15 protein-coding genes are annotated in these 18,268 nt (G+C 38.2%); 13 read left to right on the top strand and 2 right to left on the bottom strand.

The genetic code is table 11. The annotated features are described in order from the left end of the window. Positions 1-8: 8 nt before the first annotated feature. Entirely contained in the window at positions 9-911 is a 903-nt protein-coding gene (locus SB717_RS13855) for a COX15/CtaA family protein (RefSeq protein ID WP_029714720.1), read from the bottom strand. A 390-nt stretch (positions 912-1,301) separates the two neighbouring features. Between SB717_RS13855 and SB717_RS13850 the strand changes: the two genes are divergently transcribed. From SB717_RS13850 to SB717_RS13840, 3 genes are all read left to right on the top strand, one after another. Beyond that, positions 1,302-2,738, top strand: a complete 1,437-nt coding sequence (locus tag SB717_RS13850) for an NAD(P)-binding domain-containing protein (RefSeq protein ID WP_057243923.1) — start codon at positions 1,302-1,304, stop codon at positions 2,736-2,738. A gap of 36 nt (positions 2,739-2,774) precedes the next feature. Beyond that, on the top strand, positions 2,775-3,101 hold the full coding sequence (locus SB717_RS13845; RefSeq protein WP_029714722.1) for a Na-translocating system protein MpsC family protein: 327 nt from the start codon (positions 2,775-2,777) through the stop codon (positions 3,099-3,101). Positions 3,102-3,354: 253 nt separating this feature from the next. Next, positions 3,355-4,731 (top strand): NCS2 family permease, encoded by a 1,377-nt coding sequence (locus tag SB717_RS13840; RefSeq protein ID WP_029714723.1) that lies wholly within the window; start codon positions 3,355-3,357, stop codon positions 4,729-4,731. 79 nt (positions 4,732-4,810) lie between these two features. On the opposite strand, the gene SB717_RS13835 is transcribed toward SB717_RS13840, so the two are convergent. Then, positions 4,811-6,145, bottom strand: coding sequence for an ArsB/NhaD family transporter (locus SB717_RS13835; RefSeq protein ID WP_029714724.1), 1,335 nt, complete (start codon positions 6,143-6,145; stop codon positions 4,811-4,813). Between the two features lie 474 nt (positions 6,146-6,619). Between SB717_RS13835 and SB717_RS13830 the strand changes: the two genes are divergently transcribed. The 10 genes from SB717_RS13830 to SB717_RS13785 all read left to right on the top strand — a co-directional run bounded on the left by SB717_RS13830 (position 6,620) and on the right by SB717_RS13785 (position 18,251). After that, complete coding sequence (locus tag SB717_RS13830; RefSeq protein ID WP_049817102.1) at positions 6,620-7,612, top strand: thiamine pyrophosphate-dependent dehydrogenase E1 component subunit alpha; 993 nt, start codon at positions 6,620-6,622, stop codon at positions 7,610-7,612. Between the two features lie 18 nt (positions 7,613-7,630). Continuing rightward, positions 7,631-8,665, top strand: a complete 1,035-nt coding sequence (locus tag SB717_RS13825) for an alpha-ketoacid dehydrogenase subunit beta (RefSeq protein WP_410903938.1) — start codon at positions 7,631-7,633, stop codon at positions 8,663-8,665. A gap of 25 nt (positions 8,666-8,690) precedes the next feature. After that, positions 8,691-9,917, top strand: coding sequence for a dihydrolipoamide acetyltransferase family protein (locus tag SB717_RS13820; protein WP_098620961.1), 1,227 nt, complete (start codon positions 8,691-8,693; stop codon positions 9,915-9,917). Between the two features lie 16 nt (positions 9,918-9,933). After that, on the top strand, positions 9,934-11,313 hold the full coding sequence (gene lpdA / locus SB717_RS13815) for a dihydrolipoyl dehydrogenase (RefSeq protein WP_410903937.1): 1,380 nt from the start codon (positions 9,934-9,936) through the stop codon (positions 11,311-11,313). A gap of 263 nt (positions 11,314-11,576) precedes the next feature. Then, entirely contained in the window at positions 11,577-13,454 is a 1,878-nt protein-coding gene (locus SB717_RS13810) for a sigma-54-dependent Fis family transcriptional regulator (protein ID WP_410903936.1), read from the top strand. Between the two features lie 418 nt (positions 13,455-13,872). After that, complete coding sequence (locus SB717_RS13805; RefSeq protein WP_410903934.1) at positions 13,873-15,087, top strand: cystathionine gamma-synthase family protein; 1,215 nt, start codon at positions 13,873-13,875, stop codon at positions 15,085-15,087. A 231-nt stretch (positions 15,088-15,318) separates the two neighbouring features. Further along, positions 15,319-15,891 (top strand): HTH-type transcriptional regulator Hpr, encoded by a 573-nt coding sequence (locus SB717_RS13800; protein WP_029714731.1) that lies wholly within the window; start codon positions 15,319-15,321, stop codon positions 15,889-15,891. 193 nt (positions 15,892-16,084) lie between these two features. Further along, entirely contained in the window at positions 16,085-16,654 is a 570-nt protein-coding gene (locus tag SB717_RS13795) for a GerAB/ArcD/ProY family transporter (protein WP_410903933.1), read from the top strand. Continuing rightward, entirely contained in the window at positions 16,617-17,108 is a 492-nt protein-coding gene (locus SB717_RS13790) for a Ger(x)C family spore germination C-terminal domain-containing protein (protein WP_410903932.1), read from the top strand. Before SB717_RS13795 ends, SB717_RS13790 begins: the two co-directional genes overlap by 38 nt. A gap of 180 nt (positions 17,109-17,288) precedes the next feature. Continuing rightward, positions 17,289-18,251: a DUF3231 family protein gene (locus SB717_RS13785; RefSeq protein WP_410903931.1), complete on the top strand. Its 963-nt coding sequence runs from the start codon at positions 17,289-17,291 to the stop codon at positions 18,249-18,251. Positions 18,252-18,268: the final 17 nt, after the last annotated feature.

Below are 18,268 nucleotides of genomic sequence, written 5' to 3'. Positions count from 1 at the left end.
TTTTTGTTTTAATGTCTTCTTCCTTTTAAAGTCTGTACACAAATGTAGCTAAGCGTAGCGAATAACGCTGTAATAAATGCCGAGTGAGACAGTGTAGCAAAGACATTTAAACGGGACATGACAACAAAGATACCGCTAAATATTTGAGCAACGGTTAAAGCAACTGCAATGATGGACGCGTAGTAAATATCACGGCGAGTTTCTTTATACTGCTTGATGGCAGATACCATAATCCAAATGATAAGAACAAACAGCACAAGAGCAGCAAATCGGTGGGCAAAATGAATGCCCGTTGTTCCTGAAAGCTTTGGAATAAGAGTATTGCCATAACAAGCAGGAAAGCTTGTACACGCTAAGCTTGCACCTTTGTGACGCACATATGCACCTAAATAAATATCGCAGTAGGTAAATATAAGCGTAAACCATGCGAGCCATCTAAATTTGCCTGTAACCGCTCCTTTAATAAAATGATCTGAACGGTCCTTTTGAATAACAAATATTGAAAGTAAAAATACACCGGTAAACGCAATAAGCGAAAGACCGAAATGCAGTGCTAGCGCCTCAGCTGACTGAGGCCAGATAACTGCAGAAGCCCCGAGCAATGACTCGATAACGATAAATGCAATACTCATAATCGCTAAAATTTTCACTTCACGGTTTCTGCGATAACGAATCCAAGCCCAAATAGAAAATGCTAAAACAAGAAGACCTGCAAATGCGGTAATCAAACGATGCGTATATTCAATCATTGTTGCTACTGCGTATTCGGGTATTAACTGCCCGTTACACAATGGCCACTCGTTTCCGCACCCTAATCCAGATCCTGTGGTTGTGACCAGACTGCCGGCAATCATTAAAATAAACATAACAATCGTTGTAAATATAGCTGTTATTTTAAATAAATTTCTCATACGTTGACTCCCTTTGTTGAGGTACTAATTATGACTATAGATTTGATGAATACGATAGTCAAGTAGTAGAGCGTAATTAACAAATAACTGTCACAAACTCGCACATGTTTCCCTTAAATTTAATGTCAGAAAAGCTTTCTTCACTAAGCTTTGTAATGGTTTTTTCCTTTTAAACAATGTAAATATGCTTTCATACATAAGATATAAAAAATTATATTAGTGATTTTATACAATTTGCAAAAAAAACTTTAGAGAGAATGGAGATACAATCATATTCCAAAAGTGATAATATAAATATAAATCAAATGATGTTATAAAACCTATCATTTTATGTTAGATATAAAATAAACTTTTTATCACGGAGAAACTTTATTGAAAGGAGAGATAACGATGAGCTTAGAAGCTTTAAATAAAAGAGTAGAAACCGATCTTTCTTACCTTTCCTTCAGGAAACTAACAGAAGTACAGCCAATTATCCCTAAGAGTGGACACGTATACGATGTAATCATTATTGGAGGAGGCCAAAGCGGGTTAGGAACGGCTTTTGGCTTGCTGCGAGAACGCGTGTCAAATATTCTTGTTATTGATGAAAACCGTTCGGGTTTAGAAGGTCCGTGGGAAACGTATGCACGAATGATTACGCTGAGAACACCAAAAAACTTAACATCTATCGATTTAGGTATGCCTTCGCTTACGTTTCAAGCGTGGTGGGAAGCACAATTTGGCTCAGAGGGCTGGGAAGCTCTTGACAAAATCCCAAGAGGAGACTGGATGAATTATTTACGCTGGTACCGGAGCATTCTTAACCTTCCTGTGGCAAATGAAATAAAATTAACGTTAATTGAGCCGACGGAAACAGGTATTCATCGCTTGCATATTGAAGGGAATGGAGCTTCATGTCCTACACTGATGGCACGTAAAGTTATACTAGCTACAGGAATTCAAGGAGGAGGAGAGTGGCATGTCCCGCCTATGATTTCTGAAAAGTTGCCGCCTCACCTTTATTCTCACACTTCCCAAACCATTGATTTTACTACGTTGAAGAATAAAAAAGTAGCTGTTTTAGGAGGAGGAGCTTCCGCGTTTGACAACGCCAACTATGCGCTTTCTGAAGGGGTTGTTGAAGCTCATGTATTTGTTCGCCGAAAAGAACTTCCGCGTATTAACCCAATCAGACAAATGGAAGCTTCAGGAATGATTGAACGTTTCCACGCTTTGTCAGATGCTGAAAAATATGAAGTGATGGCTCATTTTTTCGAATACAACCAGCCTCCTACGAATGATACATTTGGACGCGCTTCCTCATGGCCCGGTTTTCATTTACACGTACATGCACCGTGGCTGGATGTCGAAGAAAAACAGGATAAAGCAGTCGTAACAACTCCGCAGGGAATCTTTACATTTGACTATTTAATTATTAGCACAGGGCTTCTAACAGATCCGGCTCTTCGTCCAGAATTACGCCTTGTTGAAAAACACATCGCCCGCTGGAGCGATCATTACAAAGCACCACATGAAATCGCCAACCCAGTATTGGATGCCCACCCTTACCTTAGTAATGGTTTTGCTTTTTCAAATCGCGATGGGGAAGGGGAAAAAATGGTATATGGCCTTTTTGCTTTTAATTATTCCGCTTTAATTAGCTGTGGAATTTCTGCTTCCGCTCTTTCAGGTCTAAAATATGCGATACCGAAGCTCGTATCAGAAGTAGCCAATCAGCTTTTTATTGATAACCGCCATGAGAAGTTAACCAATTTCTTTGACTATAATGAGCCTGAATTTATCGGGAGCTGGTCAAAGGACAATAATCAAGTAAAAACAATATAGCAAAACACATTTTTAACAATGAAAAAGGTGAAGCATATGGAGCCGATCTCTAAAAAGAAGATAGCTACTTTGTATACTCAAATTAGCCAAGAGATTTTTAATGTAGGCGTGAATACTCAAAAAATAGATATTATTGATAATAAAATTCTTATTCTAGCTCAATCAAAAAGAATGCCGGCACTAGAAGCCCTCAGTGAAGAATATAGAGAATTAGTGATGTCTCTTGATGCCGCTTTGTCGACTAAATATAAAAAAATGCTAAAGCAAAAAGTGGAGCTTTTATTTGATGTCGAGGTCACTTCTTTATTTAGAGATTATGATCCTGTTACAGAGAATTCTTGTACAGTTATTTGCTTTAAATAACTTCTCTATATAAATTGCACAACATTCGATGAAATCGTTTGCTGTGCAAAACAGGTAAAAGACGGATGCTTATCTTCTGTTTACAGAAGCAAAGAGCCGTGAAGATAGAAGGGTTTCCTTCTGTTTTCACGGCTCTTTTTATAGATATTTTCATAAAAAAGGAGTGGGAAAGTAACTGAATATACACTTGTTGATAAAGGGGCTGTAAAAACTAGTTAAAAAAACAATCTATCATTAAAGGAGTGAAAAGCAAGTGGCGATGAATGAAAAAATGGAAGCTCAGCATATGGAACTAACAAAAAACTCAGTCCCCAACCCTTCATGGTTGGATAAGCTTTTTCATTTAACCGAACGTAAAACAGATGTAAAAACAGAAATTCTTGCTGGAATTACTACTTTTGTGACGATGAGCTATATTATCTTTGTGAATCCGACGATTTTAGCAGATGCAGGCATTCCAAAAGAAGCGGCAATTGCGGCAACGATTTTTGCCACTGTCTTTGCAACTCTTTTGTTTGCATTGTGGGCGAACATGCCTATTGCAGTAGCACCTGGAATGGGGCTAAACGCTTTTTTTACGTATACAGTAGTATTGGGTGAAGGGTTAACGTGGCAAACAGGTTTAGGAGCCGTATTTATTTCAGGGATTGTGTTTTTTATTTTAACGATAACAGGCTTGCGCAAGAAGATTATTGAAGGGATACCCGCTATTTTAAAAAGTGCTATTTCCGTTGGAATCGGTCTATTTATTGCTTTTATCGGTTTTAAGCAAGCAGGAATTATTGTAAGCAGCAAAGAAAATTTAGTAGCGCTTGGACAACTTACAAAACCGGGTCCATTACTTGCTTTATTAGGCTTTATCGCGGTAACTGTATTAACTGCTCGAAAAATCAAAGGAGCTGCTCTGATTAGTATTTTACTAGTATCAATTGCGGGGATGGTGCTGGGCGTAGTAGAAGCACCTAAAAGCATCAGCAGCGTTGTGTCGTTTTCAATGCCGAGCATGTCAGAAACTTTTTTACAAATGGATATTAAATCTGCTCTTCATTACGGTCTTTTTTCTATTATTTTTTCATTTACGCTTGTGGAGCTATTCGATAATTTAGGATCGATGATTGGATTATCTAAAAAAGCTGGATTAATGGATGAAAAAGGAGAAATTAAAGGGTTAGATAAAGCGCTTATGGCAGATTCTCTTGCGACTGTAGCCAGTGCTGCTATGGGATCTACCGCAATGAACGCGTATGTAGAAAATGCTGCGGGAATTGCAGAAGGAGGCAAAACGGGCCTTAAAGCACTGGTCGTTGCCATATTGTTTTTAGTGAGTCTTTTATTTACGCCATTAATTAGTATTATTCCTTCTTTTGCTACAGCGCCTATTTTAATTATGGTTGGAGCTCTCATGTTGACAGAAATAAAAAACATTCCTTTAGACGAGATAACAGATGCTGTGCCAGCTTTTTGTACCATTATTTTGATGCCGTTAACGTTTAGTATCGGCGAAGGCTTAGCGCTAGGGTTTTTATCTTATACATTCGTTAAATTGTTAGCCGGCAGGGCGAAGGAAATTCACTGGATTATGTATATGATTAGTGCCGCTTTTATTATCAACTTCGTTTGGGCTGCTTGAGCGCATATATCTAGAGCAAAAAAGACTTCTCAGCTGAGAAGTCTTTTTACTGTTCATGTAAATTTTAATTGCTCTTTCCTTACAGAAATAAAAGGTAGCGAAGAAAGATATATAACGTTGAAATCAAAAGAGATACAAGCATAATCGGAGCTCCAATTTTCAAAAAATCCATAAACGAAAATTTATGTCCTTTTTTTACAGCCATGCCAGCTACAATGACGTTGGCAGATGCTCCAATTAACGTACCGTTTCCTCCCAAACATGCTCCTAGAGCCAATGACCACCACAGTACATTGATTTGAGCAGAATCAGGGCTCATTCCCATTCCATGAGCCATATCTTGAATAAGTGGAATCATTGTAGCAACAAAAGGAATGTTATCAATAACAGCTGAAGCAATGCCACTAATCCACAAAATGAGATAAGCTGACAGTGCGATATTGCCGTCTGTAACGTTTAACGCGCCAGCAGCCAGCTTTTTAATAATGCCTACATCGATTAAGCCTCCGACAAGAACAAACAAACCTGCAAAGAAAATAATAGTTGTCCATTCAACAGAATCAAATGCGCTTTCTACTTCATCATGAGTTCTTAATCCAATTACCAGTAGTACAGCAGCACCCGTAATGGCTACCATAGCCGCATCAATGTGCAAAACAGAATGCAGAGTAAAACCTAGAATCGTTAATACTAATACAGTTAACGATTTTTTCATTAAAACAGAATCTTGAATATAATCTTTTTCATTTAAACTCATTAACTCTTGCTTTTTACTATCTTCTACTTTTAATTTTTTACGATAGATAAGAACAAGAATCCCCAGTGTAACAACACCGATAATCAGTACTGCAGGAGCTAAATTTAATAAAAAAGCATTAAAATCAAGGTGAGGGTTCGCTGCCCCAATCATGATATTAGGCGGGTCGCCTATTAAAGTTGCCGTTCCTCCAATATTTGAAAACAGCACTTCTGATATAAGAAACGGAAAAGGATTAATGTTTAAGATAGTAGTAATCGAAAATGTAACGGGAACAATTAATAACACGGTTGTCACATTGTCTAAAAAAGCTGAGCCGACGCCTGTTAAAATCGATAAAATAACTAGAATTCGAACCGGATCCCCTTTAGCAATTTTAGCAGACTTGATGGCTGCGTATTGAAACACGCCTGTTTTATTTGTGATGCCGACTAAAATCATCATACCCATAAGAAGGACAATTGTTTCCCACTGAATGTGTTCGGTAATAGCGTTATTAAAATCGACAATGCCTAACAAAATCATTAATATAGCACCTAAAAGAGCTGCTGAAGCGCGATTGATCTTTTCAGTCATAATCAGAAAATATGTAATGATAAATATAATAATGGCTGCGTATACATGAAAACTTGTAATGTGTTGAATTGCATTGTGCATAACTGTAACCTGGCGATATGTCATCTAGACGTCGTGAAGTGTAGATGACGCAAACTTTGGATGTTTTCCAGGTTTTCACCTCATCTTTCATCGTTTAATTTACATCCAACTTTACGGTAAAACTTCTATAAAATCCGTTTTCCTTTAACCAACCTCCTTTAAAAGCTTTGGTGTTCTTCAAAATGAAGACGATTCCTTCAGCATTATATCATATTTACTTAAAAGCTTTCTTGCTAATTATTCAATGTGATTTTCAACCCACACGCTTATTATGCACCTTAAATTCAGTTTGCATAATTGATTTCTCTAAGATTGGACAAAGTTAGACAAAGTTGGAACAGTGTCCAATTTTGTCTAACTTTGTGAGAGCAAATAAAACAATGGATTGCTAAGATAAAGCGATTTTCATGTTGGCACGGTACTTGCAAGAGTAATTAAGTGAAGTTTGATAATCAAATGAGGAGGCTTACCATAATGAAAACTGCTCAAAATAAAACAGAAAAGCTTACGAAAGAAAAAGCCAGCTGGATGTATCAGAAAATGGTAGAAATTCGAAAGTTTGAAGATGAAGTACATCAAATTTTTGCAAAAGGTGTACTGCCTGGTTTTGTTCATCTGTATGCAGGTGAAGAAGCGGTAGCGGTTGGAATGTGCGCGCACCTTAATGACAGTGACAGTATTACGAGCACTCATCGTGGACACGGTCATTGTATTGCTAAAGGCGGCGATTTAGATGGAATGATGGCTGAACTATTTGGGAAGGTAACCGGGTTAGGCAAAGGAAAAGGCGGATCTATGCATATCGCGGATTTAGATAAAGGAATTTTAGGAGCAAATGGAATTGTAGGAGGAGGATTTCCGCTTGCATGCGGTTCTGCTTTAACTGCTAAGTATAAAAAGACAAAAGATGTAAGCGTTTGCTTTTTTGGAGACGGAGCGGGCAATGAAGGAACGTTTCATGAAGGAATTAACTTAGCAGCCATTTGGAAACTGCCTGTTGTTTTTGTTGCTGAGAATAATGGCTACGGAGAGGCAACTCCATTTTCTTATGCTTCAAGCTGCAGCACGATTGCAGACCGTGCCGCATCTTACAACATTCCAGGCGTACGAGTGGATGGAAAAGACGTGATGGCCGTTTATGAAGCAGCTGCTGAAGCTATTCAACGAGCTCGCAGAGGGGAAGGCCCAACGTTAATTGAATGTGTAACGTATCGAAATTACGGGCATTTCGAAGGCGACGCACAAACGTATAAATCAGGCAGTGAAAAGAAAGAACATCTCCAGGAAAAAGATGCTATTGCTCTTTTTGAAAACTATTTGCTTTCAGAACAAGTAGTAACAGAAAAAGAGCTTAGAGATATTGAAGGTGATGTAGAAAAAGCAGTAAAACACGCGGTTGAGCTAGCAGAAACAAGCGATTATCCTGATGCTTCCGAACTATTAACAGATGTTTATGTATCTTACTAATTAAAGGGGGAAAAGAAGATGACTAGAAAATTAAGTATGTCTGAAGCTATCAATGAAGCAATGAAACTAGCGATGCGAAAAGATGAGAATGTGATTCTGCTGGGAGAAGATGTAGCTGGCGGAGCGGAAATTGACCACCTGCAAGACGATGAAGCGTGGGGCGGGGTCCTTGGAGTGACAAAGGGGCTTGTACAAGAATTTGGACGTGAACGAATTCTTGATACGCCTATTTCAGAAGCAGCTTATATAGGAGCTGCAATGGGAGCGGCAGCTACAGGGTTAAGACCGGTTGCAGAATTAATGTTTAATGACTTTATTGGCTGCTGCTTAGATCAAGTGCTGAATCAAGGCGCAAAATTTAGATACATGTTCGGAGGAAAAGCAGAAGTGCCCGTTACAATTCGAACGACTCATGGAGCTGGATTTAGAGCGGCAGCTCAGCATTCTCAGAGCTTGTACGCTCTGTTCACTAGCATTCCTGGCATTAAAGTAGTGGTGCCTTCTAACCCTTACGACGCAAAAGGTTTATTATTAGCAGCAATTGAAGACAATGATCCGGTTATCTTTTTTGAAGACAAAACATTGTACAACATGAAAGGTGAGGTTCCTGAAGGCTACTATACGATTCCATTAGGAAAAGCGGACGTGAAACGCAAAGGAACGGATTTAACTATTGTAGCGATTGGCAAACAAGTAAATACTGCACTTACAGCCGCAGATCAATTATCTCACAAAAGAATTAACGTAGAAGTAGTCGATCCGCGAAGTCTATCACCTTTTGACGAAGAGACGATTCTTTCTTCTGTAGAAAAAACGAATCGATTAATTGTTATTGACGAAGCCAACCCAAGATGCAGCATAGCAACAGACATTGCTGCGCTAGTTGCTGATAAAGGATTTGATATGCTTGATGCACCTATTAAACGAATTACAGCGCCACATACACCTGTGCCGTTTTCACCTCCATTAGAAGATATTTATCTGCCAACACCGCAAAAAGTAATTGAAGTTGTATCGGAGTTGCTAGGAGATAAATCGCTTTTAAGCGTGTAAGTAAAGAGAAAGGAGGAGGAAGCAAATGGCTGCAGAGGTTGTAATGCCAAAACTAGGTATGGCAATGAAAGAAGGAACTGTTTCGACATGGAATAAAAAAGTTGGAGACTCCGTTTCAAAAGGAGATATGATTGCAAGCATTAATTCTGAAAAAATAGAAATGGAAATTGAAGCTCCGCAGGACGGTGTGATTCTTGATATCCTTGTGCAAGAAGATGTAGGTGTGCCTCCTGGAACGATTATCTGTTATGTTGGAAAGCCAAACGAACAGCTTACTGAGCAAAACAGTTCAGCAAATGAGCTCCAGGCTCCCAAAAACGAGGTAGCCGCCACTATCTCTTTAGAAGAGCCGCCAGCAAACGCAGCTTCATCAAAGAAGAGCAAAGAAACTGTGCGCATTTCACCAATTGCACGGAAAATAGCCGAATCTGAAAACATTGATATTGAAATGATTAAAGGAACGGGACCAAAAGGAAGAATCACAAAAGCGGATGTAGAGAAAGTGCTGACAGAAAAAGCTTCAGAAACAAGTCATCCACCAGCTGAAATAGATGAAGCTACAAAAAAAGAAACGCTTCCAGTAGCTGGGATGAGGAAAGTCATTGCAGGCCGAATGCATAATAGCTTGCTAAACAGTGCTCAATTAACGATTAATATGAAAGCTGACGTGACGGAGTTGCTGTCTCTTCAACGAGAAATTAAAGAAGTGATTCAACAACGCCATAGTGTAAAAATATCTCTAACTGATTTTATTGCTCGTGCTGTCGTTCTTTCACTTCAAGAACATAAGCAAATGAACAGTGCCTATATCGATAACGAAATTCATCTCTATAATCATGTTCATCTTGGAATGGCCGTGGCTTTAGAAAATGGGTTAGTTGTTCCTGTTGTGCAACATGCTGAAAAAATGCCGTTAGTAGAATTAGCTGCAGAGATTAAAACACGAGCAGCGGATGCTCGGCAAGGTCAACTGAGCACTGATAGGATGCAAGGTTCAACATTCACTATTACTAATCTGGGTGCTTACGGAGTAGAGTATTTTACACCTGTATTAAATCCGCCTGAAACAGGAATCCTTGGTGTTGGAGCTACTGAAGATGTACCTATGTATACAGGAGAGAATTTACAAAGAAGAAACGTGCTGCCTTTAAGCCTGACGTTTGATCATCGCGTACTGGACGGGGCACCTGCAGCTAATTTTCTTGGAACTATTAAACAATACTTAGAGCAACCTATTTTACTACTCTTATAGAAAGGTGGTGCATTCCGTGAAACCTTTAGTTGTCATTGGCGGCGGTCCTGCAGGATATGTGGCGGCAATCACTGCCGCCCGGCAAGGAAAACAAGTTACGTTAATCGAACAAAAAGATTTAGGTGGAACCTGTTTAAATGAGGGCTGTATGCCAACAAAGTCATTATTAGCAAGCGCGGAAGCCTACGAGAAAACCAAGCAAGCTGAGCAATTCGGCATCACTCTTCCTTTGGAACAAGTGAAAATTAACTGGGATGGGGTTCAGCATCATAAGACAGCCATTGTTAAAAAACTGGTTCAGGGAATTGGCTATTTGATGAAAAAGAACAGTATTAAAGTCATGAAAGGAGAAGCTTCCTTTTTGACAAATCATCGCCTAGCCGTGCAAAACGAAAATCACGTAGATGAGATAGAGGCTGAACAGTTTATTATTGCTGCGGGTTCAGAACCTGCTAGCCTGCCATTTGCACCTTTTGATGGAAAGTGGATTATTCACAGTGGACAAGCAATGTCACTGTCTGCTATCCCTTCATCTCTTTTAATAATAGGAGGAGGGGTAATTGGTTGTGAATTTGCAAGCATTTACAGTCAAATGGGAACAAAAGTAACGATTGTGGAAGCGGCAAATCAGCTGCTTTCTGGTGAAGATGCCGATATCGCCTTTACGTTACAGGAAGAGTTAGAGAAAAAAGGCGTAGCGATTTACACATCCGCTTCACTAACAGAAATGCAGCCAGAAGATAAAACAGCTCTATTTAAACATAAAGAAGAGCTACACGAACTGCAATCTGACTATGCATTAATTTCAATTGGGAGAAAGCCTAGAGTGCTAGATTTAGGTTTAGAAAAGATTGGCGTACATTTCTCAAAACAAGGAATTGATGTTAATGAGCATATGCAAACGAATATACCTAATATCTATGCTTGTGGAGATGTAGTTGGCGGAATTCAGCTTGCTCATGTAGCCTTTCATGAAGGCACAGTTGCTGCTTTACACGCATGTGGAAAAGATAAGAGCGTAAATTATCGAGCTGTACCACGCTGCATCTATACTCACCCTGAAATTGCAAGTGTTGGTATGACAGAAAAACAGGCCCGAGAAAAATACGGCGATATTCGCGTCGGAGAATTTTCGTTTACGGCAAACGGCAAAGCGATGATTGTAAATGATCCGGTTGGAAAAGTGAAGGTAATAGTAGAACCGCAGTTTAATGAAATTATTGGGCTCTCCATTGTAGGTGCACATGCTACAGAATTAATTGGACAAGGAACCATCATGCTGCACGGAGAGTTGACCACGGATGTAATGGAAGACTTTATCGCTGCTCATCCTACATTATCCGAAGCAATTCATGAAGCTCTTTTGCATTCAACGGGTCAGGCCGTTCACTCATGATTATACAAGTGCTCAAGTTATTAAGCTCTTTAAGGATGAAAAGTAAAAATGAATGATTTAAAAAGTAAACTAGAGGATGAAGGAATCATGGGAGAGGTATAGGGATTTTCCTGCATCCTCGTCTAGTTTTTCTATTAATTTTTACATAACGTGAGCTTAAGAATCTATCTTTGATAATGATAACGTTTTCTTTGTGATTTATAATAATAGTAACAAGCCTTGATTTACTATATTCAATCAAGTTTATAGGGGAGAGGTAAGAAATGGAATCTACACTTTCTTTAAACACATGGAAACGTTTTGTAAACGAAGGGGCACTTGAATCGTCAAGGTTAAACGACATTATTGTAAAATCATGGCATCGTTGTAAAAGCGCAGATGTTAATCCTTACCTAGATAAAGGCAGATCAATTTTAAGAAACGAAGATTTTCATTCTCGAAAACAAATGAATTCTTTATTTCTTGAAACGGCTTTGCCGCACTTAGAAAGAATAAGACAATCAGCGGCAGATTTAGGAATGGTTGCTCTATTAATTGACCCAGAAGGCTATATTTTATCTATTACAGGAAATAGACTTACACTGAATGAAGCAAGAAAAATTAATTTTGTGGAAGGTGCTTGTTGGACAGAGAAAGAAGTAGGAACAAATGCAATCGGTACGGCTCTGCAAACGGAAGAACCCATTATGATAACAGGTACAGAACATTATTCGATTGCTTCGCATCAATGGAGCTGTTCGGCGGCGCCTGTTCGAAATGACGACGGAAATTTAATTGGGATTATTAATATTTCCTGTTCCGTAAACAGAGCGCACCCTTATATGCTTGGAATGGTTACTTCCATTGCGTATACAATCGAACGGGAGCTAAGCATTCGAATGCATAAAGACGAAATTGAGTTGGTTCATGCTTCTATGAATTTTGTCGATAGCAAGCAGCTCTTGCTTCTTTGCAATTACAAGGAAGTAATTGTAGGAGCAAGTAAAACCGTTCGGGAATGTATACCTAAATGGTCAGGCCAACAGTTGAATACGATTGTACAACATGGATTTCGTATAGTGATGGAAGTGCCTGTAATTTCAAAAAGACACGGTCATTCTATTGGAAAGATTGTTTACTTATCAGAAGAAACGACTTATAACCAAACAACTAAAAAGATCTCTGCTCAATCATTTTGTTTTAAAGGAGAATCAGGCATAAGCCGATCCTTTCAGCGAACACTAGAAGAAATAAAGCATGCGGCTCCTACGGATACAACGGTCTATATTTTAGGGGAAACAGGCACTGGAAAAGAAGTAGTGGCGAGAACGATTCATGAAAACAGTTCGCGTAAAAACGGGCCTTTTATTGCTCTTAATTGTGGTGCCATTCCGAAGGAACTTATGGAAAGTGAATTATTCGGCTATGCGGAAGGAGCTTTTACAGGAGCACGGCGTCAAGGATATCAAGGGAAGTTTGAACAGGCTAATCATGGTACGATTTTTCTTGATGAAATAGGTGAACTTCCTCATTCTATGCAAGTTTCTTTGTTAAGAGTATTGCAAGAGCGCAAGGTCACGCCTGTGGGAAGCAATCAGGAAATTCCGGTAGACATCCGGATTATTACCGCTACTCATCGAGATCTTCGCCAGCTTGTCAATGAAGGGAAGTTTCGAGAAGATTTATATTACCGACTTCACGTGTATCCCGTGCATGTTCCGCCTTTACGGGAAAGAAAAGAAGATATTCCGCATCTTATGCGGTACTTTTGTCAAACGAATGATTGGAATATGAATTTTCCCAAGGAATTAGTGGATAAATTGATAGATTACCAGTGGCCCGGAAATATTCGAGAGTTATTTAATGTACTTGAGCGCTTGAAGATTTCGCTAAACACGGACTCAGAAAAAGACACAATATTGAATTATTTGAGTTCTTTAAACCTTGGTGGTCAGAGGAACATCTCTCACTCTGATACTTCACAAGAAATAGAAGAAAACGATTTTACGTCCTTACCCGCACTCACATTTCGTGAAAAAGTTCAAAAAGACTTAATGATGGATGCTTTACGTAAAACGCAAGGAAATGTGTCACTGGCCGCTAAGCTGTTAGATATACCACGAAGTACATTTTATAACAGATTGAAAAAATTCAATTTATAAGCTGAGAGTTTTTAACTGTTTTAAATTTAGATGAAGTAAAAAATGAACCATTGATTGATCAAGATTTTTGATTAGTGGTTCGTTTTTTTTTGTTATGATAAGCGTAGTTCGATTTGTTTTAAGTTCCTCTAGCAGTTGATTGGAGGGCAAGACGAAAACTCCTGCGAGCCCAGCGCCCGCCCGCGGAAAGCGAAGTCTTGCATGGAAATCAACTGCCATGTCACAAGCGGTTCAGCTCATGTATCCTGTTTGTTCGTCTTTAGATTGAATTGATTTCGTTATATCTCAATCTTTTTTAATTTTAATGAGGAATGTACGTATATTTTATTATCAGATTATTCTCTACTATATACAGTATATTGTATACAATATATAATCTAATCAATATCTAATTAACATAACCAGAGGTGATGAGTGAATGATAGACAAACAGTTTAAAAATGTACAAGACGGAACAAAAGCGGTATGGGCAGGGGAAAAAGAATCGCTTGCTTACAATGCTACCCAAGTTCCTGTCGTCTTCAGCGTAGCTTACAATTATGATGATGTAGACGAATGGCAAGAAGTTGCGTTAGGAAACAAACCAGGCTATACGTATAATCGCATGAGTAATCCTACGGTTAAAGCTTTTGAAGAAAAAGTAAGGATACTCGAAGAAGCAGAAGAAGCGGTCGCATTTTCTTCCGGAATGGCGGCTATTAGCAGCACATTATATACGTTTTTAAAACCCGGAGACCGAGTCGTATCGGTAAAAGATACATATGGGGGAACAAACAAAATCTTCACTGAGTTCCTTCCTAACATTGGAGTGGATGTAACCTTATGTAATACGGGGAATCATGAAGAAATTGAAGCGGAAGTCAATAAAGGATGTAAAGTGCTGTATTTAGAGTCTCCTACAAATCCTACGATGAAAATTATTGATATTGAAAGAATAGCGAAAGCAGGAAAATCGGTAGGGGCAGTGGTCATTATTGATAATACGTTTGCGACACCAATTAACCAAAACCCTCTTCAATTAGGAGTAGATCTTGTCATTCACAGTGCCACAAAATTTTTAAGCGGACATGCGGATGCTTTAGGCGGGATAGTATGCGGCTCTAAAGAATTAATACAGCATGTGTATCACTACCGTGAAATCAATGGCGCGACCATGGACCCCATGTCAGCGTATCTTATTTTAAGAGGAATGAAGACGTTAAAATTACGTGTACGTCAACAAGAACGAAGCGCTTTGGAAATTGCTGAATTTCTCCAAAAGAAAGAAGCGGTTGAAGGCGTCTATTATCCTGGATTGGAAACACACCCTTATCATTATATTGCCAAAAAACAAATGAAAGGCTTTGGCGGAATATTAAGCTTTGTGTTAAAAGGAGAAATGGAAGCTATTAAAATTTTGCTGCCAAAGTTAATGTATGCAAATAAAGCCGGTAATTTAGGAGCAGTTGAAACGATTTATGGCCCGGCAAGAACGACTAGTCACGTAGAATGTACGCTTGAAGAACGTAAAGCTCTTGGAATATCTGAAGGACTGGTTCGCATATCTGTAGGAATTGAAGATACGGAAGATTTAATTGCAGACTTAGAACAAGCATTTGCTCACTTAGAATCTGCATCATCTATTAGTAATTAAAAAGACATGTATTACTTTTTTAATAAAAATAAGGTAAGCAACTCTTTTTAGCTGGTAGACATTTCTTCAAAATTGCAGAGATGTTGTGGAATAAAGCTGATAAATTAAACTGCACGTGTATTTTTTCGTCTGATTTTGTAGGTATGCTGGTAAATTAGATGAAATAAAAATGTTTTTACACGCTTTAAAAATAAACTAACTTACAATAGCCTACAAATAAGGAATGATAGTATGTCGAAACAAGAAAGTGAATACACAATAAAAGATGCATCATTGTTTGGATTCAAATTAATGCAGGTAAGTAAAGCCATCTGGAGAGCTGCAGAAGATGATTGGGAGCAATGGGTGAAACCTTATGGTCTGAATGTAAATGAGCATCATATTTTATGTTTGGCTAGCAGCACGGGAGAAATCTCTATGTCAGAGTTAGCTAACTTAGGAGCTATGCATATCTCTACAGCATTTAATTTTTCAAAAAAATTAGAAAATCAAGGATATCTGCATTTGTTCAAAAGAGAAAATGATAAAAGAAACACCTACATCAAATTGACTGAAAGCGGAGAACAATTATTGCTTGATACGCTCAAAGGGTATGAACCACATAACAGTAAGGTATGTAAAGGCGCACTTCCTTTAAAAACGTTATACGGCAAATTCCCCGCTTTTCCAGAGCTCGTAACCGTTGTTCGCCACGTTTGCGGCGGCGAGCTAGTGGCCGTTGCTGATCAACCTTTTGTGAATATAGAAGAAGCGGGAATAGAAGAAAATGAAGATAAGAAAGAAGTCCAGCTAACTAGTAACTGAACGCGGTGAATAATATGCAGACAATGGGGCTTCATGAAATAAGTGAATAACAGGCGGAGCTGTTTTATACGTGAGAAATACGACGTATAAAACAGCTCTTTTTTATTTTTGGAATAATGATTCTCCATTATATTATGAGAAATTTAGGATAAGCTACCAGTAGTAAATTTTCTGAAGAGAAGGAGTGATTACCATGAATAAGTCAGACTCAATTTCTGTTTTTCAATTGATCCTTCTTTCAATGACGTTTATTGGCTTAAAAACTCATGTGATGCTCATATCTCCATTAATTAAAACGGCAGGACGAGATGCTTGGATCACCGTTCTTCTTACCTGTCTTTTAACGCTCATATGGGTTCCTTTACTCGTATATGTAAATAAAAAAACAAAGGGCGAACATCTTTTTCAATGGATGAAAAAACATATGAATAAGCCATTTACCAATGTCGTTATTTTTTTTACAATCGCTTATTTGACCATTATGGAGATTGTCACTTTACGAGAGACGATTACGTGGATTAATATTATTTTTCTTCAGCGAACACCTTTAATTATCCTCGTTTTACTATTTGGTTTTACCTGTTGCTTACTTGCCGCTACGAGCATTAGAACGATTAGTATTGTAAACGTGTTTCTTTTATTTTTTATTGTACTATTAGGTTTTTTTGTTTCTTTTACAAACTTTCAATTTAAAGATTATTCTTTATTGCAGCCTGTTTTAGAAAATGGCTATTTTCCTGTTATTAAAAGGAATTTTTTCTGAGAATAAAATCAAAGGGCCGAGATGGATAACGGATGAATTTGTACGAGCTGGTTTACGGATAAGGCTGCCTGATCATTCCGATATTGATCTTGTGGTAGATAAGAAAAAAGTGAAAATTGAACCTGTGATAAAAGGTAGTAATTTAACATTTAATATAAAAGTTCGTGCAAAAGCAACGATTTTAGTTATGCCGCAGTACGAAAAACTATCGACTATAAAAAAAGAAGCTGAACAGAAAATTAAGAAACAAATTATTGAAACGTACGCGCAAGGCTTAAGTATAAACAGCGATGTTTACAGGCTTTCTCATGTTCTTTATAAAAAAGAACTGCGTAAATGGAAAGCTGTTCAAAGCAACGGGGCAATTCCTTTAACAAAAGACTCAATAAACGTGAAGGTCAACGTACAGGTCAAGCACGGAAACAAACAGCGAATAGGTCCAACTGTAGATTAAAATACTGAAAACCTGCCTACCTCACCTAATAATGTTAAATCATAAGTGGAAGAATAGATAAAATAGAAAAGACCAACCTAAGAACAAATCGAATTAGGAGATTATAGATAGAAACAATCAAACCAACTAAAATAGGTTCAAAAAAAAACAAGCGTGAAAGAGAAATTAACAGCCCCCGAAATGGGTAAACTTTGGGCAACCTATATGGGCAACAGTATGTCTTCGTATATTTTAAGTTATTTTCTTGAACACGTTGAAGATCCGGATATAAAAAAGCTGTTACAACATGCAAAAGGTTTAACGGAAGAATTTCAAACTAACGTAAAAGACATTTTCACAAAAGAGAATGTGCCAATTCCGTATGGATTTACGCAAGAAGACGTGAACCTAGGCACTCCAAAGCTGTTTGAAGATGAATTTTACGTGCACTATTTAAAATATGCTGCTAAAGCGGGCTTAAGCATTTATAGTATCGCACTGCCCCTAGTGTATAGAGAAGATGTAAAGACATTTTTAACGTATTGTATGAAAGCGACAATGGAACTGATGGAGCAAATAAAGGCAATCTTAATGGATACAGGATTTATTATTAAGCCGCCAATTATTCCCGCACCAGAAAAAGTGAACATCGCTACTACTCATTATTTAGGGGGGTTTATAGGAGATGTTCGACCTTTGCATGCATTAGAAATTGCTCATCTGTATGATAACATCGAGAATAATGTGACAAGCAAAGCCTTAATTTTGGCATTTAGTCAAGTTGTTAAAAGTGAAAAAATCCGTGCATTATTTGTAAAAGGCGAAGATCTGACAAACAAAGCGGTAGAACGCTATGTTGAAAAGCTTCATCTAGATAATTTACCAGCGCCATCCTTTCTTGATCATTTAATTACTACTTCGACTTTTTCACCGTTTTCGGATAAATTGATGCTGTTTCACAAAATGGATATGTTCTCAATGAAAATGAGGGCTTTTGGAAATTCAGTAGCCGTCAATGGAAGACATGATTTGGCGCTGTTATATGGAAAATCAATGACAAATATCTCAAAGTTTGTAAAGGAGGCTGCGGATATTATGATGGAAAATGGCTGGATGGAAACACCGCCAGAAGCAGCAGACAGAGGTCATTTAAACTCCAATTAGTTACTCAACGCGTCATA

This window comes from Priestia sp. SIMBA_032, from assembly GCF_046535215.1.
Lineage (GTDB): Bacteria > Bacillota > Bacilli > Bacillales > Bacillaceae_H > Priestia > Priestia aryabhattai.
The sequence above is the reverse complement of the archived record's forward strand: the minus strand, read 5'-3'. Positions and strand labels throughout refer to the sequence as shown.

Excerpts from the sequence above, each read along its gene's own strand:
- SB717_RS13830 (WP_049817102.1), top strand. The coding sequence starts at position 6,620 with ATGAAAACTGCTCAAAATAAAACAGAAAAGCTTACGAAAGAAAAAGCC.
- SB717_RS13820 (WP_098620961.1), top strand. The coding sequence starts at position 8,691 with ATGGCTGCAGAGGTTGTAATGCCAAAACTAGGTATGGCAATGAAAGAA.
- SB717_RS13845 (WP_029714722.1), top strand. The coding sequence starts at position 2,775 with ATGGAGCCGATCTCTAAAAAGAAGATAGCTACTTTGTATACTCAAATT.
- SB717_RS13795 (WP_410903933.1), top strand. The coding sequence starts at position 16,085 with ATGAATAAGTCAGACTCAATTTCTGTTTTTCAATTGATCCTTCTTTCA.
- SB717_RS13825 (WP_410903938.1), top strand. The coding sequence starts at position 7,631 with ATGACTAGAAAATTAAGTATGTCTGAAGCTATCAATGAAGCAATGAAA.
- SB717_RS13810 (WP_410903936.1), top strand. The coding sequence starts at position 11,577 with ATGGAATCTACACTTTCTTTAAACACATGGAAACGTTTTGTAAACGAA.
- SB717_RS13835 (WP_029714724.1), bottom strand. The coding sequence starts at position 6,145 with ATGCACAATGCAATTCAACACATTACAAGTTTTCATGTATACGCAGCC.
- SB717_RS13855 (WP_029714720.1), bottom strand. The coding sequence starts at position 911 with ATGAGAAATTTATTTAAAATAACAGCTATATTTACAACGATTGTTATG.
- SB717_RS13790 (WP_410903932.1), top strand. The coding sequence starts at position 16,617 with ATGGCTATTTTCCTGTTATTAAAAGGAATTTTTTCTGAGAATAAAATC.
- SB717_RS13785 (WP_410903931.1), top strand. The coding sequence starts at position 17,289 with ATGGGTAAACTTTGGGCAACCTATATGGGCAACAGTATGTCTTCGTAT.
- SB717_RS13850 (WP_057243923.1), top strand. The coding sequence starts at position 1,302 with ATGAGCTTAGAAGCTTTAAATAAAAGAGTAGAAACCGATCTTTCTTAC.
- SB717_RS13805 (WP_410903934.1), top strand. The coding sequence starts at position 13,873 with ATGATAGACAAACAGTTTAAAAATGTACAAGACGGAACAAAAGCGGTA.
- SB717_RS13800 (WP_029714731.1), top strand. The coding sequence starts at position 15,319 with ATGTCGAAACAAGAAAGTGAATACACAATAAAAGATGCATCATTGTTT.